The sequence below is a fragment of the Kordiimonas gwangyangensis DSM 19435 = JCM 12864 genome (genome assembly GCF_000375545.1).
Lineage (GTDB): Bacteria > Pseudomonadota > Alphaproteobacteria > Sphingomonadales > Kordiimonadaceae > Kordiimonas > Kordiimonas gwangyangensis.
Genome location: NZ_AQXF01000002.1, coordinates 594,564 through 614,481, shown reverse-complemented (window position 1 = coordinate 614,481; position 19,918 = coordinate 594,564). Strand labels below are relative to the sequence as shown.

Annotated in this window: 24 protein-coding genes and 1 riboswitch; of the genes, 14 read left to right on the top strand and 10 right to left on the bottom strand. The window is 59.2% G+C overall.

The features are described from left to right. Nucleotides 1-23 precede the first annotated feature (23 nt). Nucleotides 24-863 (top strand): hypothetical protein, encoded by an 840-nt coding sequence (locus tag B150_RS0107885; RefSeq protein WP_020399364.1) that lies wholly within the window; start codon nucleotides 24-26, stop codon nucleotides 861-863. A gap of 301 nt (nucleotides 864-1,164) precedes the next feature. On the opposite strand, the gene B150_RS22265 is transcribed toward B150_RS0107885, so the two are convergent. From B150_RS22265 to B150_RS0107865, 4 genes are all read right to left on the bottom strand, one after another. After that, on the bottom strand, nucleotides 1,165-2,052 hold the full coding sequence (locus B150_RS22265) for a hypothetical protein (protein WP_025896579.1): 888 nt from the start codon (nucleotides 2,050-2,052) through the stop codon (nucleotides 1,165-1,167). A gap of 53 nt (nucleotides 2,053-2,105) precedes the next feature. Beyond that, nucleotides 2,106-2,408 (bottom strand): hypothetical protein, encoded by a 303-nt coding sequence (locus tag B150_RS20160; protein WP_155859978.1) that lies wholly within the window; start codon nucleotides 2,406-2,408, stop codon nucleotides 2,106-2,108. A gap of 175 nt (nucleotides 2,409-2,583) precedes the next feature. Next, nucleotides 2,584-2,829, bottom strand: a complete 246-nt coding sequence (locus B150_RS0107870) for a hypothetical protein (protein ID WP_020399361.1) — start codon at nucleotides 2,827-2,829, stop codon at nucleotides 2,584-2,586. Between the two features lie 223 nt (nucleotides 2,830-3,052). After that, a complete protein-coding gene (locus B150_RS0107865; RefSeq protein ID WP_026168269.1) occupies nucleotides 3,053-3,235 on the bottom strand; it encodes a hypothetical protein in 183 nt (60 codons plus the stop codon). A 124-nt stretch (nucleotides 3,236-3,359) separates the two neighbouring features. On the opposite strand from B150_RS0107865, the gene B150_RS0107860 reads away from it, so the two are divergent. Together B150_RS0107860 and B150_RS0107850 are read left to right on the top strand one after the other, a co-directional pair. Then, the gene (locus B150_RS0107860; RefSeq protein ID WP_155859977.1) at nucleotides 3,360-3,839 is read left to right on the top strand and encodes a GNAT family N-acetyltransferase; all 480 of its coding nucleotides are present in this window, start codon (nucleotides 3,360-3,362) and stop codon (nucleotides 3,837-3,839) included. A gap of 280 nt (nucleotides 3,840-4,119) precedes the next feature. Further along, nucleotides 4,120-4,791 carry an outer membrane protein gene (locus B150_RS0107850; RefSeq protein ID WP_020399357.1) on the top strand — a complete coding sequence of 224 codons (672 nt, stop codon included), beginning with the start codon at nucleotides 4,120-4,122 and terminating at the stop codon, nucleotides 4,789-4,791. Between the two features lie 89 nt (nucleotides 4,792-4,880). Here B150_RS0107850 and B150_RS0107845 read toward each other — a convergent pair whose 3' ends face one another. Continuing rightward, nucleotides 4,881-5,807, bottom strand: coding sequence for a LysR family transcriptional regulator (locus tag B150_RS0107845; RefSeq protein WP_020399356.1), 927 nt, complete (start codon nucleotides 5,805-5,807; stop codon nucleotides 4,881-4,883). A gap of 113 nt (nucleotides 5,808-5,920) precedes the next feature. On the opposite strand from B150_RS0107845, the gene B150_RS0107840 reads away from it, so the two are divergent. The 7 genes from B150_RS0107840 (at nucleotide 5,921) to B150_RS0107810 (ending at nucleotide 13,979) form a co-directional block, all read left to right on the top strand. Then, the gene (locus B150_RS0107840; protein WP_020399355.1) at nucleotides 5,921-6,310 is read left to right on the top strand and encodes a VOC family protein; all 390 of its coding nucleotides are present in this window, start codon (nucleotides 5,921-5,923) and stop codon (nucleotides 6,308-6,310) included. A gap of 102 nt (nucleotides 6,311-6,412) precedes the next feature. After that, nucleotides 6,413-6,539, top strand: a riboswitch (TPP riboswitch). Beyond that, a complete protein-coding gene (gene thiC / locus B150_RS0107835; protein WP_020399354.1) occupies nucleotides 6,535-8,373 on the top strand; it encodes a phosphomethylpyrimidine synthase ThiC in 1,839 nt (612 codons plus the stop codon). Its footprint overlaps the riboswitch before it by 5 nt. A gap of 77 nt (nucleotides 8,374-8,450) precedes the next feature. Then, a complete protein-coding gene (locus B150_RS0107830) occupies nucleotides 8,451-8,771 on the top strand; it encodes a hypothetical protein (protein ID WP_020399353.1) in 321 nt (106 codons plus the stop codon). A 69-nt stretch (nucleotides 8,772-8,840) separates the two neighbouring features. Then, a complete protein-coding gene (locus B150_RS0107825; protein ID WP_020399352.1) occupies nucleotides 8,841-10,157 on the top strand; it encodes an alkaline phosphatase PhoX in 1,317 nt (438 codons plus the stop codon). Then, the gene (locus B150_RS0107820; protein WP_020399351.1) at nucleotides 10,157-10,588 is read left to right on the top strand and encodes a DUF3574 domain-containing protein; all 432 of its coding nucleotides are present in this window, start codon (nucleotides 10,157-10,159) and stop codon (nucleotides 10,586-10,588) included. Before B150_RS0107825 ends, B150_RS0107820 begins: the two co-directional genes overlap by 1 nt. Nucleotides 10,589-10,798: 210 nt before the next feature. After that, nucleotides 10,799-12,964 carry a catalase/peroxidase HPI gene (gene katG / locus B150_RS0107815; RefSeq protein WP_020399350.1) on the top strand — a complete coding sequence of 722 codons (2,166 nt, stop codon included), beginning with the start codon at nucleotides 10,799-10,801 and terminating at the stop codon, nucleotides 12,962-12,964. Between the two features lie 181 nt (nucleotides 12,965-13,145). Then, a complete protein-coding gene (locus tag B150_RS0107810) occupies nucleotides 13,146-13,979 on the top strand; it encodes a hypothetical protein (RefSeq protein WP_155859975.1) in 834 nt (277 codons plus the stop codon). Nucleotides 13,980-14,064: 85 nt separating this feature from the next. On the opposite strand, the gene B150_RS0107805 is transcribed toward B150_RS0107810, so the two are convergent. Continuing rightward, nucleotides 14,065-14,955: a LysR family transcriptional regulator gene (locus B150_RS0107805; RefSeq protein WP_020399348.1), complete on the bottom strand. Its 891-nt coding sequence runs from the start codon at nucleotides 14,953-14,955 to the stop codon at nucleotides 14,065-14,067. A 151-nt stretch (nucleotides 14,956-15,106) separates the two neighbouring features. On the opposite strand from B150_RS0107805, the gene B150_RS0107800 reads away from it, so the two are divergent. From B150_RS0107800 to B150_RS20155, 3 genes are all read left to right on the top strand, one after another. Next, nucleotides 15,107-16,093, top strand: coding sequence for a DMT family transporter (locus B150_RS0107800; protein WP_020399347.1), 987 nt, complete (start codon nucleotides 15,107-15,109; stop codon nucleotides 16,091-16,093). 68 nt (nucleotides 16,094-16,161) lie between these two features. Beyond that, nucleotides 16,162-16,365, top strand: a complete 204-nt coding sequence (locus B150_RS0107795) for a hypothetical protein (protein ID WP_020399346.1) — start codon at nucleotides 16,162-16,164, stop codon at nucleotides 16,363-16,365. 96 nt (nucleotides 16,366-16,461) lie between these two features. Then, nucleotides 16,462-16,716: a glycine zipper domain-containing protein gene (locus B150_RS20155; RefSeq protein ID WP_020399345.1), complete on the top strand. Its 255-nt coding sequence runs from the start codon at nucleotides 16,462-16,464 to the stop codon at nucleotides 16,714-16,716. Between the two features lie 7 nt (nucleotides 16,717-16,723). Here B150_RS20155 and B150_RS0107785 read toward each other — a convergent pair whose 3' ends face one another. Then, the gene (locus B150_RS0107785; RefSeq protein WP_020399344.1) at nucleotides 16,724-17,671 is read right to left on the bottom strand and encodes a sulfite exporter TauE/SafE family protein; all 948 of its coding nucleotides are present in this window, start codon (nucleotides 17,669-17,671) and stop codon (nucleotides 16,724-16,726) included. Between the two features lie 173 nt (nucleotides 17,672-17,844). On the opposite strand from B150_RS0107785, the gene B150_RS0107780 reads away from it, so the two are divergent. After that, nucleotides 17,845-18,570, top strand: coding sequence for a cytochrome b/b6 domain-containing protein (locus B150_RS0107780; protein WP_020399343.1), 726 nt, complete (start codon nucleotides 17,845-17,847; stop codon nucleotides 18,568-18,570). 36 nt (nucleotides 18,571-18,606) lie between these two features. Here B150_RS0107780 and B150_RS0107775 read toward each other — a convergent pair whose 3' ends face one another. The 3 genes from B150_RS0107775 to B150_RS0107765 are packed head-to-tail and all read right to left on the bottom strand — an operon-like array spanning nucleotide 18,607 to nucleotide 19,908. Then, nucleotides 18,607-19,002, bottom strand: a complete 396-nt coding sequence (locus B150_RS0107775; RefSeq protein WP_020399342.1) for a hypothetical protein — start codon at nucleotides 19,000-19,002, stop codon at nucleotides 18,607-18,609. An 11-nt stretch (nucleotides 19,003-19,013) separates the two neighbouring features. Then, a complete protein-coding gene (locus B150_RS0107770) occupies nucleotides 19,014-19,454 on the bottom strand; it encodes a thiol-disulfide oxidoreductase DCC family protein (RefSeq protein ID WP_020399341.1) in 441 nt (146 codons plus the stop codon). Beyond that, on the bottom strand, nucleotides 19,447-19,908 hold the full coding sequence (locus tag B150_RS0107765; protein WP_020399340.1) for a hypothetical protein: 462 nt from the start codon (nucleotides 19,906-19,908) through the stop codon (nucleotides 19,447-19,449). The genes B150_RS0107770 and B150_RS0107765 overlap by 8 nt, the downstream gene beginning before the upstream one ends. Nucleotides 19,909-19,918: the final 10 nt, after the last annotated feature.

The window sequence follows — 19,918 nt, the reverse complement described above, 5'->3', positions numbered from 1 at the left end:
AAATTCTGGAAGGCCGCCCGCATTTGCTGGCGGCCTTCCTTCATTTCAAGGGTTTTGGCGCTGTGTTCTTCTTCATCTTTTCCCCCAACAATGCCGGCAAGACGGTGATGTCCCAGTATCTGGCGGCGTGTCTTGCGGGGCGCGGTTATCTGCCGCCCTTTGGTCACGGGGAAGGGCAGATGATGCCCAAGGTGAAGGAGATGATGCGCGCCAGCCCCTGGGATGCTGACGCACACATGGCATGGGGGTATATCCGCAAAGTGTGGCAGGAGGCGCTTGCGGCAAGCGGGAAGCAGGTGTTCATTGAGGCATCGCCGCCTAACATGATGCGCGTGCGTGCCATCCGTAAACACTTCGCGGGTGACATGAAGGCGGTCATCAGCACCAGTGCGCCCATGCGTCAGGTGGCGTCTTGCCTGCGCAACTATGGCACGGCCCCGCTTGAAGCTGCGCGCATTGAAAGGGTCACGCACCGCGTGATCCGCCGCGCGCGTGTGCAGGCGCAGAATATGGCTGATTTCCCGGATATTCCAGCCATCACCTACGAAGCCTTCTGCCGGGAACCCGCGCTGCTTGCACAGGCGTTTGATGTCGCACCACCGAAAGGTCCAATCAAGATACAAGGCAAGAAGAACTCTCTCATTTCCGGTATCAGGGACCTCAGCGTGCGCGACTGTGCTTTCCTGACTGAAGGAGAATACCGCCAAGTTTATGCGCTGTTGGCGGAAGAGGGTGCTTTATGGTCCACCCTTGGCGTGACAATTGAAAGCTGGGACGATTTTTACCACAAGCATGCCAGCGCGCGGGACTTCGATATCGGGCGCGAGCGCCGCGCCGACTGGGATACCATCCCGAGGGGGTGACAGAGACTGCGTCCGAGCTTATCCCGCGTATGCCGGTACGCAAAATACCCCTTCGGGCTAGCGGTTTTTCCCATAAACATAGCGCGAGCGGTTCGCGCCTCCTGGCATGGATTCCCGCCAGACCTGTTTCTGTTTGCAATTGCGGCACAGACGTTCGCCTGACCAACTGCTGGGAAACAGTGATTTGCAGGAGAGGCAAGCCCTTGTTTTGGGCCGGTTCCACACGGGGTCGGTCTCCAGCGCGGGTTTGGCGTCATCCTCAGGCCCGTCTGGCGCCTTTTGCGCTCCTCTCAGGGGTGCTTCAGCGTGCAAGCTCACAGTGGTTTCCTTCCCGTCTGTAGGGTTTGTCACAGGTCCAGTCGTTGCCGCGATGGTCGATGTGGGCATTGTCGGGGATTTGAAGCTCAACGCAGCGGTTGATATCCAGCCTGTAGCCGCGCGCACATTCCCATCCCTCACCGTAGGAACTTTCGACATAATAGGCATTGTCCGGAACTTTTATCGCAACGCAGCTGTTGCCGGTCGCGCGGTAGCCACGGTCGCAATTCCAGCCACTACCGTATGACTGATTGCTGAGGTAACCGTTTTCGGGCACTGGAATCTGGACGCATCTGTTGTCTTTAGCGCGGTATCCGCGTTCGCATTCCCAGCCTTTGTCATCATAGATGGAGCCCGAGAGATAGGCGTTCGCCGGAACCTCTACCGCGATGCAGCTGTCGTCCGTCATGCGGTATCCGCGCTCGCAGTTCCAGTCGCGGCCATAGTTGGCGTGCGTCAGGTAAGCATTTTCAGGGACAGTGATGGCCACACAGGCGTTGTCATGGGCCTTGTACCCACGGGCGCATTTCCAACCCTTGTCGTAACCGGTGCCGGATACATAGGCATTTTCAGGCAATGCAATCGGTGCACACGCCTCGCCGGACTTCATGAAGCCGTGACGACAGGCCCAGGCGTCGCCATAAGACATGCCGGTCAGATAGGCGTTTTCCGGAAGGTTGATTTTTTTGCAGGCGTCGCCGGTGCGCGAATAGCCTGTGTCGCAGTCCCAGCCGCTGCCGTAGCTGTTGGCGTGGGCGTTGGCGGGGGGTGGCTGTGGCGCCGCAAGCGTTGCGGTGGTCGCATAGGCCAACAGGAAAAGCACGGTGAGCATGAAGAATGCCCCGTCGCGCCAGAGTCTGGTGTGTAACATTTTATATCCTTTAGTGTGGACGGCGTGCCCACAAACAGCCGCGGTATTCAGGTTCATTCCTGTCCGCGAAGGCGGTATGGCCCGCGCGCCGAGGCAAAATCTTCGAGGTCTGGTACCCCGCCATAGGGATCTTCAGCGATCCAGAGCATGCCTTGGTCTTTCACCGGCTGCGGGGCATGGAGTTCTGTCTGGATGGCGGCGCCCTCGTGCTTGTGCCGCGAGGCACTGTCCCTTGCTTGGTCGCGCAGGATTGCAGCGTCCAGTTCGCAGGGGCTGATCGTCAGCCATTCCACTGTGCCGGGTTTGCCGGGCGGCAGCTGGAATGTGGTTTGGGTGCGGCGATAGGCAGGGGTCATTCCCCCCTCCAGTAAAACTTCTTCTGTGGTGAAGAGGTAGGTGCCTGCCGGGATTGTTTTCTTGAAACCTCCCACGCGGAATTCGTTGTGGAAGGTAATTGCTTTTGAATGTGACCGACTGGCCATTGCATATGTCCGGGTTGGGCGGGTAGGGAGGCTTTGCCTCCCTAAGCCGTTAGTTTGAATTGGAGGGAGAGGACGGCGCGGTTTTTTTTTCCGCTGTCGCTCCGGATTTGTCCTTGGCTGCCTGTGCCGCGCCTTTGATATCAAGCTTGCGGGGTGGCTCATCCTGCGCTGTGGCCTTGCGGGGTTCGTTGCCCTCAGGGGCGCCTTTGGTTGCGGCAAGGTTCTGGTTTGACGCGTTTATTTTGGCGGCTGAGGCGTTCGCCTGTTTTCCGCTCGACATTTCTTTAAAACTCATATTGTTATCCTTTTAAAAATATAGATATATTATTTAATTAAGATGGTTATTATTTTTTATATTTCAAGGTTTGGGTTATTTTTAATAAATAAAACTGACTTTTATTTTTTATTATTTTAATAATTATTCCATTTTTATTTGTTCGGTGCAGGCAGCAAAATGCCGTCGCCCGCAGCGATCAGGACGTTGCGGGCGGCAGTTTGTTTGGAAATTCGGTGAGCGATCAGCCTGCGCGTTTTGCCTGCGCAATGGCATCCTTGAGCGTGGTGTAACGAAACTCGCCGAAGTGATAATAATTTACCGAGACACGCAGAATGCCGTATTTGGCCATTTCTTCCAGCTCAGTCGCATCCGTTGATGGCTTGTGGGAAGTTTCTGCTTGAGCTTGTTGATTGCTGGACATCATATGTCCTTTCTGAAAGCGGCATCAGTTTGCCGTGCTTTACATATGGGGCGTGGCGTGGTGGTTTACTACGCTGTGCTGGAGAACTATTTTGCCGGAAGAGCAACGAGAGTGGGAGCAGGGACAAGTGGCGGACTTAAATCTTAGGCCGGTGCGGGACGATGATGCAGAAGGGCTGATTGCCCTTATTGGCGGCATTTTCAGCGAATATGAAGGCGTTTACCTTGAGCCCGATGACCTCGATAGCGACCTGCAGGCCTATAAAACCTACATGGACAGCCAGGGCGGTGAAGGCTTTGTGATTGACGGCGACGGCAAGCTCTTGGCCTGCGTGTCCTATTGCCCGATTGAAGGCGACCGTTTCCAGCTCAAGCGTATTTACCTGAGCAAGGACCTGCGCGGCACCGGCATGGGCCTCAAGCTCCTGCATCATGTGGAAGACCTGGCGCGGGCACGAGGCGCCAAAACCATGGAACTGTGGTCCGACACCCGCTTTACCCGCGCCCACAGCTTCTATGAGCGCGAAGGATACCAGAGACAGCCGGAAACCCGTGATCTTCACGACAGCTCAAACACCACTGAATATCAGTTCATCAAGCAACTGTGATGGATTGGCGCCCGATGCGCCCTAAAACATGCATACAGCCGCGATTTCCCAGTCGCGGCTGTTTTTTATTGCATATGCAATATTTGGCGTGTTTGACCTTCATGTCGCTACCGGAATGATTGCTTTTTTCTGTGTCTGTGACGCTGTCTGGAAAATGATTTCTCTACTCAAATAACTGTTATTTTTCATGGCGTTATATGTGAAATTCCGTGAATGGAATTCAGCGTTCTCTGCCCTTAGGTAAGTGCCATCATCAATTTTGAACCGATGGATTATCAGAATGGCAAATTCCCTCTCCTTCATTCGCGCCGCCGCAATTGCTGCGGCTGGCATCACTGGCCTGACGGCCGCAACTGCTGCTTCCGCCGCTGACGGTATTTATGTATCCGGCAGCATCAGCGCGACTGAGCTCGGCCACAGCATCAGCCGCAACACCGGCGTTCATGAAGAGCCGAGCATCAGCACCCTCACCGAAGAAACCGACGTTTCGCTGCGCCTGGGCCTTGGCTACAAACATCACGTAACGGACCGCGCCTTTGTTGCGGTCGAAGCCTTCTATTCGTGGGAAAACGGCTCCACGCGCTCGCTCAACGGCGTGCTCGCAAGTGAACTTGACCTCGATGCTACTTTCGGCGGCGACGCGCGTTTTGGTTATGACGTGACCGAAAACTTCGCCGTCTATGGTCTCGCGGGTGTGACCTGGGTCGATTTCGACAATGACACTGGCTATACCTTCGCGCCGCCAACCCAGTTCCTCTCCGACACTCAGGCTGGCTTTACCTACGGCTTTGGTGCGGAGCTGGCGCTATCGGAGCGTATCTCCCTGATCGGTGAATACCGCATCACGAACGATATTTCCTTCACGCCAAACGCTGACCGCGTGGGCGAACTGGTGAATGCCAACAGCATTGACCTGAGCAGCATGCGCCTTGGTGTGAACTTCTCTTTCTGACAACCGGTCTGGCTCCCACGCCTTGAACCTTCCTGATGGCGGGTTCTACCGGACTTGCCTGCATGGTCCCTCGGCCGTGCAGGCTTTTTTTAAGTGTCACTTCGCCGGAACGCGTCACTTAACGGGGCTGCTGCGAGGGTGTCGCTGATGGCGTCCACCAGTGCTTGTTTGCGCCTGCTCAGTTGCGGCAAGGGCAGGTGGCTAATGTAAAAGGTGCCGCCGAAGGGCGCGACCGCGTCGTCCATCAGGGAGATGAGGTTCCCCGCACCGCGGTCCATCACCATGAAAGCGGGCAAAAGCGCGACGCCAAGCCCGGCGCGCGCGGCCTCGGCAAGGGCGAAGCTGTTGCTGAAAACCCGAACCTTAGGCACGTCCGCCAGAGACATGCCATGCGCATCAAGAAAGTTTTGCCAACTGGGGGATGCATTGTGGCCGCGCAGCAGCAGGGAGTGCGTTTTGAGGTCATCCGCGCTCTCCGGTGTGCCGTGTACGGCAATATACTCCGAACTTGCCACCATGCGCTTGGGTGCGTGGGCGAGCGTGCGGTGCACAAGTCCGTCCCCCTCGGGTTTTGACCTGATGGCGAGGTCAACCGCCTCACGCTCCATGTCCGTCATGTCGTCGCTGACCTTCAGGATAACTTCCAGATCGGGCGCAGTGTGCGCGAGCCGCGCCAGCGCATGCGGCATGACGATGCTGCCAAAATCCACCGGCACGGTGACCGTCAGCTTCCCTTCAAGCCTGTCAGGCGCGAGGCATTCGAGCGTGACGGCAAGGCGGCGGTCCATCGCCGCATAGTCATCCGCCAGTGCGCGTCCGGCGGCGGTTAATTGGACATGGCTGCCCGGCGCACGCACAATCAGCCGGATACCAAGCTTTTTCTCCAGCTCCCTGATCTGATAGCTAATGGCGCTTTGGCCCACATTGAGGTCAGCCGCGGCCTGCGTGAAGCTCAGCCGGTTGGCGACCGCAGCAAAGAAGGGCAGGTGAGTGAGGATATGGCTTGGTATAGTCATCAGAAAATTCAATCTATTATATCAGATATGTGAATTTTACAGATGCATGGGCACTGGTGCAAGTAGGGCGGGACCAGAACATAACTCCTTCCACGCACTTCAGGGGAAAAGCCTTGCACATCAACCATGTCGCGATCTGGACTGACCGGCTTGAGGAGCTTGTCAGTTTCTACAGCACGTATTTTTGTGCTGTGGCCGGGCCACGATATGACAACAAGAATAAAGGCTTTTCCTCCTATTTTCTTTATTTCGCGAGCGGTGCACGGCTGGAGCTTATGAGCATGCCGGGCATTCGTCCGCGCTTCCGCTCTGAGGCGGTGCAGGACGGCGGGCTTATCCATCTGGCCATGTCCACCGGCTCGAAGGCTGCGGTTGACGCGCTCACGAAGCGTCTGATAAGCGAGGGGTACACATGCCTTGAGCCCGCGCACCATACCGGCGACGGCTATTATGAGAGTACGGTCCTCGACCCCGACGGCAACAGGATCGAGATTACCGTTTAATGCGAAGGGCTTGGCCGCAAACAGGGTTTTGCGGCCTATCTATTTTCCCCCGAAATCCCTTGCGGGGGGGCGCGATGACGCGTACATAAGGCACACCACAAACCGCGTTCCGAGGGGAGCCCGCCATACACGCAAGTGCAGGCAAGGGGCTGAGAGTTTGCGAGGCCGCAAAGACCCTTAGAACCTGATCTGGCTAACACCAGCGCAAGGGACGGAGCAATCATATGCCTGATACAGCGAACACCAATTTTAATGTCACGACCGGCGAACTGCCGGGCTCGAAGAAGATTTATGTGCGGTCGGAACTTGACCCCACCATCCGCGTGCCGATGCGCGAAATTCATTTGCACCCCAGTGCCAATGAAGTGCCGGTACGGGTTTACGACACCTCCGGGCCATACTCGGACCCCACTGCCAAGATCGATATCTACGAAGGCCTTGCGGAGCTGCGCCGCGCGTGGATCGAAGGCCGTGGCGACGTTGAGGAATACGATGGCCGCGAAGTAAAGCCTGAGGATAACGGCAAGGTGGACGGCGACTATCTGGCGCCTGAATTCCCCGTGCGCAAACGCCCGCTCCGTGCCAAGGCTGGCGCCAATGTCTCGCAGATGCATTATGCCCGCAAAGGCCTGATCACGCCGGAGATGGAATTTGTCGCCGTGCGCGAAAACCTTGGCCGCAAGGTAATGGCCGAGAAGCTGAAGCGCGACGGTGACCCGATGGGCGCCAATATCCCCGATTATATCACGGCGGAATTTGTCCGTGACGAGATCGCGGCGGGCCGCGCCATCATCCCGAACAATATCAACCACCCGGAAAGTGAGCCGATGATCATCGGCCGTAATTTCCTCGTCAAAATCAACGCCAACATCGGCAACTCGGCGGTCTCCTCCTCCATCGCGGAAGAGGTGGACAAGATGGTCTGGGCCACGCGCTGGGGCGCTGATACGGTGATGGACCTCTCCACGGGCCGCAACATCCACAACACCCGTGAATGGATCCTGCGCAACTCGCCGGTGCCGATCGGCACGGTGCCGATCTATCAAGCGCTTGAGAAGGTGGACGGCGTCGCCGAAGACCTGACGTGGGAGATTTACCGCGACACGCTCATCGAGCAGTGTGAGCAGGGTGTTGACTATTTCACCATCCACGCCGGTGTGCGCCTGCCGTTCATTCACCTGACGGCCAAGCGCGTGACCGGTATCGTCTCACGCGGTGGCTCGATCATGGCGAAATGGTGCCTCGCGCACCACAAGGAAAGCTTCCTCTATACGCATTTTGAGGAAATTTGCGAGATCATGAAGCAGTATGACGTGGCCTTCTCACTTGGGGACGGCCTGCGTCCGGGCTCCATCGCTGACGCCAACGACGAAGCCCAGTTTGCGGAACTGCGCACGCTTGGTGAGCTCACCAAAATCGCGTGGAAACACGACGTACAGGTGATGATCGAAGGCCCGGGCCACGTGGCCATGCACAAGATCAAGGCGAACATGGAAGAGCAATTGAAGCACTGCCATGAAGCGCCTTTCTACACATTGGGCCCGCTCACGACCGATATCGCACCGGGCTATGACCATATCACGTCCGCCATCGGCGCGGCGCAGATCGGCTGGTATGGCACCGCGATGCTCTGTTATGTGACGCCGAAGGAACACCTTGGCCTGCCGGACCGCAACGACGTGAAGGTGGGTGTGATCACCTACAAGCTCGCCGCCCACGCGGCTGACCTCGCGAAGGGCCACCCGGCATCGCAACTCAGGGATGACGCAGTAAGCCGCGCACGCTTCGAGTTCCGCTGGGAAGACCAGTTCAACCTGTCGCTCGACCCCGAAACGGCACGGGACTATCACGACCAGACTTTGCCGAAGGAAGCTCACAAAGTGGCGCACTTCTGCTCCATGTGCGGGCCGAAATTCTGTTCGATGAAAATCACCCAGGAAGTGCGCGACTTCGCCGCGGCGAAGGAAGAGGCGGAGACCGGCATGAAGCAGATGTCCGAAGAGTTCAAAAAACGCGGCGCCGACATCTACCTGCCAGCCGACGAAGTGCAAGCAGCGGAGTAGGTTTCACCCTTACACGCTTGACGAGAATGAGAAGGCCGGGGCAATCTGCCCCGGTCTTTTTTATTGGGGGTTAAAATATGACCATGAAGGTTGTAGAAGTCATCAAATTCGGCCAGCTAACGCCGGGTACTATCTTCAAGATCGGATTTTTGTGTAACGCCTACCTCTGGGGGATAATGTGCCTTGTGTGCGGGGTTTTGGGTGCAATTGGCCTTGATCTGGTCAGGTTGAACGGAAAATACGTTTATGGGCTGAACGCAATTCTGACAGCATTTCTGCTGTGGGTTGTCATGACGCTAATGGGGGCATTTTTCCTTTTCCTTGGCGGTCTGGTGGCCGGTTGGTTCTCACGGTTTTTTGATACGGGCGAACTACGTTTTGAGACTGAGGAAGAATAAATCTGTAGCGCTTGACCATTAGACAGAGACCGGGGCACCATGCTCCGGTCTTTTTGTATGGGGGAGGGAATGATGGCGAATAGGTTCAACAGGCGCGGGTTTTTGGCTGCTGTGGCTGGTACGGGCGGGGCGATGCTGGTGCCGGGAACGCTTGGCGCCACGCTATTGAGCCTGTCGGCATGCGGGAGTGCTGAGCGGCCGAAGCTCGGGCCCGGCTTGAAGCCTGACCCGAACGGTATTGTCGACCTGCCCGAGGGCTTCACCTACAAGGTCATCTCCATGGCGGGTGAAATCATGTCAGACGGCCTTGAGGTGCCCGGCTATCATGACGGCATGGGTGCGTTTGAGGGGCCGAATGGCGAGACCATTCTGGTGCGCAACCATGAAATGCCGCTCTTTTTCCCCAAGGACCCACCATCACCGGTGCCGGATATGGCTTATGACCCTGCGTCCGCGGGCGGCACCACGACCATCTGGCTCGACGCTGACCTCAATGTGCTCAAGCATCACCTGAGCCTGACGGGCACCATCCGCAACTGCTCCGGCGGGATAACGCCGTGGGGCACGTGGGTGAGCTGCGAGGAAGCGGGTTATGACGGCTGGGAAATGGGCAAACGCCACGGTTATGCCTTTGAGGTGGACCCGATGAACCCGCTGATGCGCATCGAGCCGATCAAGGCCATGGGCCGCTTCAACCATGAAGCCATCGCCGTGGATGCGAGCGGTGTCGTGTACGAGACCGAAGACAACACAGAGGGCTGTTTCTACCGCTATATTCCGCGCACCGGCGGACGGCTGATGGAGGGTGGCACCTTGCAGGCGCTCACCTTCACTGACGGCCGCAAACACACCACCGATGAACCGCTGGAGCCCGGCCGCGCGCATGACTGCGACTGGGTCACCATCGACGAGCCGGACCCGGACGAGAACACCGTGGCCGAGGAAGCGCAATCGAAGGGCGCTGCCATCTTTGTGCGCGGCGAGGGCATCGTGACCGCACCCGACGGCATCTATTTCACCTGCACGTCGGGCGGCGCGGAAAGCCTTGGGCAGATCTTCAAATATATCCCAGGGTCCACACCGGACGAGGGCGGGCAGATCATGCTCGTGTTTGAGGCCACCGTCGCCGGTGCGTTAGAGATGCCGGACAATATCGTCATGAGCCCCTGGGGCGACCTCATTATATGTGAGGACTGCGACCAGGACAGCCAGCGCCTTGTGGGCCTGACGCCGGATGGGCGGCTTTACCACATCGCGGGCACCACCATTTCCGAATGGGCGGGGGCCTGTTTCTCCGCCGACGGGCGCACGCTTTTTGCCAATATCCAGAAGGACCCCGGCCGCACCATCGCCATCCGTGGCCCCTGGCAAAGCCTGAGGGCTTGATGCTGCGCCGCCACCATACCGTCGCGGCAGCCCTCATGCTGCTGCTAGGCGGCTGCATGGCCGCGCCGTCCTGCCTGCCGGGGGAGGAGGGCTTTATGGAATCCCGCCTCTATTTCGGCCGCAGCATTGCGGGCCAGCCGGAGCCGGACGCGGTGACGGAGGCAGACTGGGCCGCCTTTGTGGCCGCTGAGATCACCCCGCGCTTCCCAAACGGTTTCACCGTGCTCAATGGCACCGGCCACTGGCGTGGGGACGCGGGCGGCACGACGGAGCGCGAATACAGCAAGGTGCTGGAGGTACTGAGCCCCGCGCCTGAGCGCGCTCAAGCGGCAGAAAAGCTCAAGGCGATCGCCAGTGCCTACCGCGTCCGCTTCCGCCAGCAATCCGTGCTGCAATCAACCAGCACAGTGTGCACGCGTTTCCACGACTGAGATCAATTCACAGTTTTTAACAACGCCTCACACGCCGCTGCCACATTAGCGCGCTATCCTGATGACTGATCGAATTTTCCTTTTGAAGTCATTCAATAAACAAATTTAGACGATCAAGACATCTAGGGTAACAATATGGTATGTAAGAACGGTGAGGCACATTTCAGTTCCGATTACGCCGTTCTCCCCAAACGCAGATTGGAGCCAATCATGGACGAGAAAATCAAAACCACTGGCGGTAAATGCCCGGTCATGCATGGTGGTCACACCGCTTCCGGCAAATCCAACCGGGACTGGTGGCCGAATGCGCTCAATTTCGACATCCTGCACCAGCACGACACCAAAACGAACCCCATGGGTGCGGACTTTGACTATCGCGAAGAGCTGAAAAAGCTTGATGTCGAGGCGCTCAAGAAAGACCTCAAGGACCTGATGACCGACAGTCAGGAGTGGTGGCCGGCGGACTGGGGCCATTATGGCGGCCTGATGATCCGCATGGCGTGGCACGCGGCGGGCTCTTACCGCATGGCGGATGGCCGCGGCGGTGCGGGCACCGGCAACCAGCGTTTTGCCCCCCTCAATTCCTGGCCCGATAACGTGAACCTTGATAAGGCCCGCCGCCTGTTGTGGCCGATCAAGAAGAAATACGGCAACCAGATCAGCTGGGCTGACCTGATCATCCTCGCGGGCAACATGGCGTATGAGAGCATGGGCCTCAAAACCTTCGGGTTCGCCTTTGGCCGCGAAGATATCTGGCACCCGGAATATGACACCTACTGGGGGGACGAGAAAGAATGGCTCGGCTCCACCCGCTATGATGGTGATGACCGCAAAACCCTCGACAACCCGCTCGCTGCTGTGCAGATGGGCCTCATCTACGTGAACCCCGAAGGCGTGAACGGCAACCCGGACCCCTTGAAAACGGCCATCGACGTGCGCGAAACCTTCGCCCGCATGGCGATGGATGACGAGGAAACCGTGGCGCTCACCGCGGGTGGCCACACCGTCGGCAAATGCCACGGTAACGGCGACGCTGGCAATCTGGGGCCGGACCCAGAGGGCGCACCGCTTGAAGAGCAGGGCCTCGGCTGGATCAACCACAAATCCCGCGGTATTGGCCGCAACACGGTCACGAGCGGTATTGAAGGCGCGTGGACCAGCGAACCCACCAAGTTTGACGGCGGGTATTTCGACATGCTGTTCGGCCATGAGTGGGAGCTGAAGAAAAGCCCCGCAGGCGCGCACCAGTGGGAGCCGGTTTCAATCCGGGATGAAGACAAGCCGGTCGACGTGGAAGACGCAAGCGTCCGCCACAACCCGATCATGACCGACGCTGACATGGCCATGATCAAGGACCCGACCTACCGCGAAATCTCGGAACGTTTCCATAAGGACCACGACTATTTCCGTGAAACCTTCGCCCGCGCTTGGTTCAAGCTCACCCACCGCGACATGGGACCAAAGGTGCGTTACCTCGGCCCGGACGTGCCGGAGGAGGACCTCATCTGGCAGGACCCGATCCCGGTTGGTCCCACAGGCTATGACGTTGATGCCGTGAAAGCCAAAATCGCAGCCTCCGGCCTCACCGTCACGGAGCTGGTGACCACCGCGTGGGACAGCGCGCGTACTTTCCGCGGCTCTGACATGCGCGGCGGCGCCAATGGTGCCCGCATCCGCCTCGCACCCCAGCGTTCCTGGGAAGGCAACGAACCCGCACGGCTTGAAAAAGTGCTCGCGGTGCTTGAGCCTATCGCGGCTGAGTTCGGCGCGAGTGTTGCGGACGTTATTGTGCTCGCCGGCAATGTGGGCATCGAGAAAGCCGCGAAAGCCGCCGGTGTGGACGTGACCGTGCCGTTTGAGCCCGGCCGTGGTGACGCGACCGATGAGATGACCGACGCGGCATCCTTTGACGTGCTGGAGCCGATCCACGACGGTTATAGAAACTGGCTGAAGAAGGACTTTGCCGTCAGCCCCGAAGAACTGATGCTCGACCGCACCCAGCTTATGGGCCTGACCGCGAATGAGATGACGGTGCTTGTGGGCGGCATGCGGGTGATTGGCACCAACCATGGCGGAACAGCGCACGGCGTGTTCACCGACCGCGTGGGCGCACTCACCGCTGACTTCTTCGATGTGGTCACTGACATGCGCTATGCGTGGAAACCGAAGGGCGACGGCACCTATGACGTGACGGACCGCAAAACCGGCACAGTCAAATACACTGCCACGCGGGTGGACCTTGTGTTCGGCTCCAATTCCATCCTCCGCGCCTATGCGGAACTGTACGCGCAGTCAGACAGCACGGCCAAATTCGTGAACGACTTCGTGACAGCATGGACCAAAGTCATGAACGCCGACCGCTTCGATATCCGGTAGGCGAGGGCGGTAGAGCCAAAGAGTGAGAAAGCTTCGGCCAGGGCCGGCGCTTTTTTGTGAGCTACCTTCGAGAATGTAAGGGAAATTACGCACCCTGTTACAAATCAAGCGCTTGATGTTGCTGCGAGAAAAAGGTATCCCTGAAGGGAATGATGATTTGGGGATTTTTGGAGATCACCTCATGAAAATGAAGGCACTTTTGGTTGTGGGTATGGCAACTGCTGCCATGTCCGCAGCGGTTGTTCCGGCACAGTTTCAGGCTGCTGAAGCGTTACAGGCGTCACAAAACGCCCCGTTGCCGCCAGCGCTGCAGGCCGCTATCAATTCTGGCAACACTGGCGCCATACAATCTGCCATCAACGCGCTTTCCGGCGGTAACCCGCAGGTGGCGATGGCGCTTGCCTCGCAAGTGGTTCAGCGGGCCCGTCAACTTACAGCCACCAATCCGCGGGCTGCTGTTGCGGCTGCTGCGGCTGCCGCCAATGTGGCAAACACGCCAGCTATCCTGCAGGCGAGCCCGGCAAGTGCTGCGGCCGTTGCGGGCGCTGCAGCCGATGTTGCAAACTCGCCAGCTGTACTGCAAGCGAGCCCTGACGCTGCTGCGGGTGTCGCGGCTACGGCGGGCAGCGTTGCCCAAAACCCTGCCGTGATAGCAGGAGCGCCAGCAGCAGCAGCGCAGATTGCTGTCACAATCTCCCAAATCGCGGCTAATCAGTCAGTCGTTCAGGCGAACTCCGCCGCGGCGGCGCAAGTGGCTGCTTCTGCGCAGACTATCGCCAACAACCCAACAGTTCGGGCTGTTGCACCTCAGGCTGCGAACCAGGTGGCACAAACTCAGAACTCGGGCAGCAACACTGGCAGCAACACTGGCAGCAACACTGGCAGCACACAGACCGGGCAGCAAAACGGGCCGCAAACCGTGCAGACGCAACAATTCACGGGAGTTACGCCAGGTACGACTGAAGTGCCGGTTGTGATTGAAAACCCGAACCAGTCAGGCTCGCCAACCCGTTAGAGACATCCTCCCTTACCAGTGGTAAGGGACAAGAATGAGGAAACCGCCCGCGTTTGTTGGGCGGTTTTTCTTTTGTCTGCCGTCGTCAGGCGCTTTTCAGTATGTCGCTGAGGAAATCAAGAAACGCTCTCAGCTTTGCGGTCTCGAACCGTCTGGCCGGGTATATCGCATATACGGGATGCTCGGGGCCGTGCCAGCCTTTTAGGGCGGGGACGAGGGTGCCTGCGGCCAGCTCCTCGCGCACATACATGTCCGGGATCATGCCGATGCCGAAACCGGCCACCAGCGCGTGGCGGATGGCGATGGAGGATGACACCTTATAACGCCCCTGCACAGGCACCAGATGGGTTTCCTCCCCCTTATGAAGCGGCCAGCCGTGCGTGTGGGTCGAGAGGGAGAAGGCGATGCGTTCATGGTCTTCCAGTTCACGCGGGTGCGTGGGCCTGCCATGTTTCTTCAAATAAGCGGGGGAGGCGCACACCACATGGCGCATGGTGCTGAGCTTTTTGGCCATGAGTGAGCTGTCCTCAAGTTTCGCGCTGGCGCGGATCGCCACGTCATAACCTTCCTCAACGATATTGACGATCCGGTCCTCGAGGCTCAGGTCGAGCGTTACCTCGGGGTAGGCGCTCAGGAACTCGGGGATACGCTCCGTCAGCGCCGTGAGCGAGAAAGTCATGGGAGCGGAGACACGCAGGTGCCCGGCGGGCGTGGCTTTCATCTCGCTCACCGACTGGTCGACAGCGGCGAGGCGGTCCAGCACGCGCACAACCGACTTGTGGTAGAGGCTGCCGGCTTCCGTCAGGCTCATGCGCCGCGTGGTGCGGTTGATAAGCTGCGCGCCCAGGTGCTCCTCAAGCTCGCGGATATTCTTGCTCACCGCGGCGGGCGACAGGCTCATGCGCTTGGCGGCGGCGGCAAAACTGCCGAGCTCCGCCACATGGCGGAAGATCCTGATGGCTGTCAGCTTGTCCATATCTCACCCTTATTATTCACTTTTGGTAAATAGTCATAACACGATTATGCGTGTTGAGATATGGGCATTGAAGGCTTAGATAACAGTCAAACAAAGGCCCACTGGCACCTCCCCGCCATCTGCCGGGCCACTAAAGACAGTGAGAAAGATCATGAGCACGAGCCATTCGGGCGCGCTGAAAAGCCGCGCCAGCAGCAAGCTGCACCCCAAGTCTCAGCCGTCCGTCACCACGGAAGGCCTGTTGCCGCGCCCGGTGCTGATCGCGCTGTTGCTCGCCACCAACGGGTTTCTGCTGGCGGCGACCTTGGTGCTCTCGCGCAAGGCGCAGGCGCTGGGCATCACGCCCATTTCCTTCGGGTTCTGGATGAGTGTGGGGGCGGCGCTTCTGCTCGCGCTCTATGCCGGGCGGCATATGCGGGATTTGGCCAACAGGCGCATGGCCACGTTCGGCAGCATTTCGGGGCTTACCTCGCTCGCCATACCGCAGCTTATCATGTTCACGGTGCTCAGCCATATCGGTGCGGGGCTCGCGAGCCTTGTCTACGCGCTGCCGGTGCTGCTCACCTTCCTGTTCGCGCGCATGCTGGGGCTTGAGGGCAAAAACGGCTTCCGCATGGCGGGGGCGCTCGTTGGTACCTTTGGCGCCACGCTCCTGCTCATGCCCACAGAAGGCGGCTTGCCAACCTCCGCACTGCCGTGGATGGCGCTTGCGCTTCTGGTGCCTGTCATCCTTGCGAGTGGGAACATCTACCGCGCTGTGGCGTGGCCGGTGGGCGCCAAGCCGCAGGTTATGGCGGCCACCACGCTCGGCACGTCTGTCATTGTGTTCGCGGTTGCGGGCCTCGCCTTTGGGGTGGACTTTGATTTCACGAAAGTGGACGGCGTGTGGCCCTTCATTGCCGTGCAGTCTTTTGTCTCCGCCGGGCAGTTCCTTGCCTACTTTGCGCTCCAGCGTGTGGCACCGCCGGTGATCTTCAGCCTCATCGGCCAGATGACGCTGCTCTTTGGCCTGCCCATGGGCGCGGCGTTTCTGGGCGAAACCTATACGGTGATGACATTCGTGGCCGTCGGCCTGATGGCGCTGGGCCTCATCGGTGTGGTTGGCGGGCCTGTCTTCAAGGCGCGGTTGCGGAAATAGGGCATTCACCCTTTATGGGGGTAAAAATACGCCTTATGCTGAGGGCTGCACCGATATGGGAGGCCAGCATGGCAGATAAAACGACCGTGAATGAGCAGGTGACCGACAGCGTTACGGAAGCGGAGGCTGTAGGCGAGAGCCAGCCGCCCGCGCAGGCGCCGGTGAAGCTGTTTGAGAATATGGTCAAGGACCAGGAAGAGCAGTCGACCGACAATGGCATCGCGGGGGAAAAGGGCATTTCGGACCTTCTGGGCCTAAAAAAACGGCGCTGAACAGCGGCGTGGGTAGGCAAACGTGTGCACTTTCGCCCGGTTTTTCCTTTCAAAACAGCGATGGTCCTCCCATATATGGGGGAGGAGGACAGAATTATGGAAGAAGATAACGACAAGGGGGCGCTGCCCAAGGCACCGCCTTATGTACCGCCCGCTGAACGCGGTAAAAAAGGAAAAGAAGGCGAAAACGCGCTCGCGCTTGGTGTTGGCGTCGGTGTGGCGCTGGGTACGGCCTTTGGCGTGGCGCTCGGGAATATCGGCCTCGGTATCGCGCTTGGTATCGCCATTGGCGCGGGGCTCGGCACCGCATTTCAGGCCAAGGCAAAACAGAAAAAGGGCGAGGAGGGCTGATCGCCCTTCACGCCACCCACATCAGGTAGGCGCTTGAAAGCGTGATCCAGAGCGCGGCGAATATCTTGAGCCGCCGCGCGCCCAGAAACAGCGCAAAATATTTCGCAATCGCACCCCCCATGACCGCACCGGGGATGAGGAAGATCAGGAGCCCCCAGGGCTGCGGGTCCGTGAGCAGATGATGTGTGACCCCGGTGAGCACCGATAGCGCGCTCACCATCACCGCCGCGGCGGCCGCTGTCACCAGCGGGAAATTGCGGATGAACAGGTAAAGCGCCACCAGTTCTCCCACACCGACGGAGAAAAACGCTGTCGCCACCCCGCCGATGGCCCCCAGGCACACGAGTGCCACATAGTCCCCCCGCGCGGGTGTGAGGCGCACATGGCTGTGCTTCGGCCCCACAAGTGTGGTGAGGAGCAGCGTGAGCCCGAGCGCTACCGACAGCGCCTTGAACCAGTAGAGCACAGCCTCAGGCGGCGCATCGAACGCGACTTGGGTTATGAGGAGCGCGGGCAGGGCAGGCACAAGGATAAGCGCCAGCATGCGGAAAAAGGCCGCGGGCGGCACACCGGTGTCCGCCTGCCGGTGGTCATAAATCCGCCAAAGCCAGCTGAGGGACCCTGTGCTCATGCCAAAGGACTGGATGATGAAACTCATGCCGACAATCTGGCTCGCGGCAATGGCCACAAGCCCGGCCTCGCCTAGGTATTCAAATGCGGGCAGGAACACCACACCGCCGCCCACGCCGGTCGAGTTGGCGATTGTCGCCGCACCAAGCCCGACGAGGAACAACAGGAACGCAGTCACGCCGTCCGCCGCGCTCGCCATACCGCTTGTGAACACGAGCGTATAAGCCGCGAGGAGCGCACAGGCGCCAAACGCGATGAACGCCAGCACGCGGGCGGGCGGCTGGTGGGGCAGGGAAGCCTGATTGTCAGTAAGCTCAGGTGGCATAGAAGGCTCGGCAGGGGTGGTCGGAACGCTAGCTTACATCTTTACATGCGGGCCACGCCGCCGTCATGCACAATTGTAACTGCGCCCCTGTGGGCCATTGACCTTTGTCATTTTCCCACGTGCAGTCTGGTGGCATGATGGAGCCTTACGCCGCACATAGGGGGAGCATGGTTATGGCCGACACAAGCGTGACATCATACAAGGTTTGGGACGTGCCGGTACGGCTGTTCCACTGGATCAATTTCCTCAGTGTGCTGACGCTCATCGCCTTCGGCCTCGTGATCTACAATGGCGGCGCGCTCGGCCTCTCGAACGAGGGCAAGGCGCTGATGAAAACCCTGCATGTGTGGGCGGGTTATGTGTTTGCCGTCAACCTCGCCATCCGCCTTGTCTGGGCTTTTATGGGCAATGCCCATGCACGCTGGTCGGCTATACTGCCGGGCGGGCGCGGCTATGGTGCGGCGCTCCGCGCCTACATTCGGGGTGATGGCACCGCGTGGCTTGGCCACAATCCGCTGGGCCGCCTGGCGGTCACCGCCATGCTGCTGGCGCTCATCGGGCAGGCGGTTACCGGCCTTGTGCTCGCGGGCACCGATATCTATTACCCGCCCTTTGGCGGCATGATCGCGGAATGGATCGCCGCTGACGGCGTGGACCCATCAAGCCTCGTACCCTATGGCCCCAAGGAGCTGCTGGACGCCGCCGCCTACCAGGACATGCGCGCCTTCCGTAAACCCTATATCGAGGTGCATGAATGGCTGTTCTTCACACTTCTCGGCCTCATCACCCTCCATATCGCCGCTGTCGTGATGGCGGAAATCCGCCACGGCGGCACGCTTGTCAGCGCCATGTTCACCGGCCGCAAACACTATGACCGCACGCCGGAGGATAAGGGCTGAGGGGGCATTAGCCCCCTCCTTTGACTTAGGCGCCAGTTAGCGGCTGACCGCCGGGAAGCGTTTGAGCTGGGTGTCATCCACATCCGCGAGCAGATTGACGACCGGCCGTGCGGTCGCGACGAGCACAAGGATGCCGATGCCCGCAAGCACGGCGAAGAACATCAGGTTGCCGCCCGTTGTCTCGCTCAGGCGGAAGAGTACATCTTCAACCCCGTTCAGGCCGCGTGGCGGCTTGACCTGCAGGAATACGCGACCGAGTGCGAGCGTGCCGTACACAAGCGCGAGGATGCGCACGGTGGCCAAAGGCACCTCGGTGCTGCAGCGCACGATGGCCTTCAGGAGCACCCCGCCCGAGCGCGCGAACAGGAAGGTGATGGTCAAGGCAACCGCAAGGTTGAAGACGATATAGGCGATATAATAGCTCATCAGCATGATAGCCTCCTTCAGGCTTGGTTGGCAGGATTGCCGGTTGGTTTTTCTTGCGCGCTCTGGCGTGTGAGTCTCAGGCGATTCCACTCATAGATGGCGCGGGAGAGAATATGGTCATACAGCCAGCATGTGCTGCCATAGACGAAGGGCAGTTCAATCACCTTTGCCACCCAGCGCCAGCGCGGGATCGCGCGCCACAGCACCAATAGCCCGTCCACCCCCACCCGCGGCACGCCGCGTTCGTCGGTCACGTAAATCTTGCGGTAGGCCATGTCCTGCGTGATGCCTTTGTGGCCGAGCGCACCTGCGTTTTCGGGCTTCGAGATATCCACCCACTTGAGCGGCGCGCCCGCGTCCTCAGCATGCGCCTTGTAGCGCATCATCTCATGCCGGCACACGGGGCAGGCACCATTATAGAAGCTGGTGGCGCAGGTGTTCTCTGGCGTTTCAGTCATGGCTGTCTCCTTTTCTAATCCTTGGGCCAAGCGCCCAGTAAATAAACCCACCCACAAGGCCGACGGGGGCGGCGAACAAGCTGCTGCTAAGGCCTGCTGCCCCAAAGTCACCGCGCAGCAGGGTTGTGAGGATGCTGCTCATGAGCACGCCATAAAGCAGGCACACGGGCAGGCTTTCGCCAAACGCCTCGCGCATCAGCAGCCAGAGCAAACCGGTGGGTATGGTGGCGACGATCGCAAACACGAAACCGCTAATGAGCGCGAAGAGGACAACGAGCAGCCAATTGCTGTCGGGTGCCGAACCGGAGAGAAACATCGCACCAAACCCGACCGCCGCCGCGGTGAGCACATAGGCGATGAAAATATCGGCGAACACGATGTAAGTGCCGACAACGGTGTCCCCATGGTGCGCGTTCTGATGTCTGCCGTAGTTCAGTTTTTGAGTTCTGATCATGACGGGTGCT

Coding starts and splice junctions, on each gene's coding strand:
- B150_RS0107775 (WP_020399342.1), bottom strand. CDS start 19,002: ATGCTGATGAGCTATTATATCGCCTATATCGTCTTCAACCTTGCGGTT.
- B150_RS0107850 (WP_020399357.1), top strand. CDS start 4,120: ATGGCAAATTCCCTCTCCTTCATTCGCGCCGCCGCAATTGCTGCGGCT.
- B150_RS0107845 (WP_020399356.1), bottom strand. CDS start 5,807: ATGACTATACCAAGCCATATCCTCACTCACCTGCCCTTCTTTGCTGCG.
- B150_RS0107785 (WP_020399344.1), bottom strand. CDS start 17,671: ATGCCACCTGAGCTTACTGACAATCAGGCTTCCCTGCCCCACCAGCCG.
- B150_RS0107765 (WP_020399340.1), bottom strand. CDS start 19,908: ATGATCAGAACTCAAAAACTGAACTACGGCAGACATCAGAACGCGCAC.
- B150_RS0107865 (WP_026168269.1), bottom strand. CDS start 3,235: ATGATGTCCAGCAATCAACAAGCTCAAGCAGAAACTTCCCACAAGCCA.
- B150_RS20160 (WP_155859978.1), bottom strand. CDS start 2,408: ATGACCCCTGCCTATCGCCGCACCCAAACCACATTCCAGCTGCCGCCC.
- B150_RS0107825 (WP_020399352.1), top strand. CDS start 8,841: ATGATGGCGAATAGGTTCAACAGGCGCGGGTTTTTGGCTGCTGTGGCT.
- B150_RS0107770 (WP_020399341.1), bottom strand. CDS start 19,454: ATGACTGAAACGCCAGAGAACACCTGCGCCACCAGCTTCTATAATGGT.
- B150_RS0107820 (WP_020399351.1), top strand. CDS start 10,157: ATGCTGCGCCGCCACCATACCGTCGCGGCAGCCCTCATGCTGCTGCTA.
- B150_RS0107810 (WP_155859975.1), top strand. CDS start 13,146: ATGAAAATGAAGGCACTTTTGGTTGTGGGTATGGCAACTGCTGCCATG.
- B150_RS0107830 (WP_020399353.1), top strand. CDS start 8,451: ATGACCATGAAGGTTGTAGAAGTCATCAAATTCGGCCAGCTAACGCCG.
- B150_RS22265 (WP_025896579.1), bottom strand. CDS start 2,052: ATGTTACACACCAGACTCTGGCGCGACGGGGCATTCTTCATGCTCACC.
- thiC (WP_020399354.1), top strand. CDS start 6,535: ATGCCTGATACAGCGAACACCAATTTTAATGTCACGACCGGCGAACTG.
- B150_RS0107805 (WP_020399348.1), bottom strand. CDS start 14,955: ATGGACAAGCTGACAGCCATCAGGATCTTCCGCCATGTGGCGGAGCTC.
- B150_RS0107795 (WP_020399346.1), top strand. CDS start 16,162: ATGGCAGATAAAACGACCGTGAATGAGCAGGTGACCGACAGCGTTACG.
- B150_RS0107870 (WP_020399361.1), bottom strand. CDS start 2,829: ATGAGTTTTAAAGAAATGTCGAGCGGAAAACAGGCGAACGCCTCAGCC.
- B150_RS0107800 (WP_020399347.1), top strand. CDS start 15,107: ATGAGCACGAGCCATTCGGGCGCGCTGAAAAGCCGCGCCAGCAGCAAG.
- B150_RS20155 (WP_020399345.1), top strand. CDS start 16,462: ATGGAAGAAGATAACGACAAGGGGGCGCTGCCCAAGGCACCGCCTTAT.
- katG (WP_020399350.1), top strand. CDS start 10,799: ATGGACGAGAAAATCAAAACCACTGGCGGTAAATGCCCGGTCATGCAT.
- B150_RS0107780 (WP_020399343.1), top strand. CDS start 17,845: ATGGCCGACACAAGCGTGACATCATACAAGGTTTGGGACGTGCCGGTA.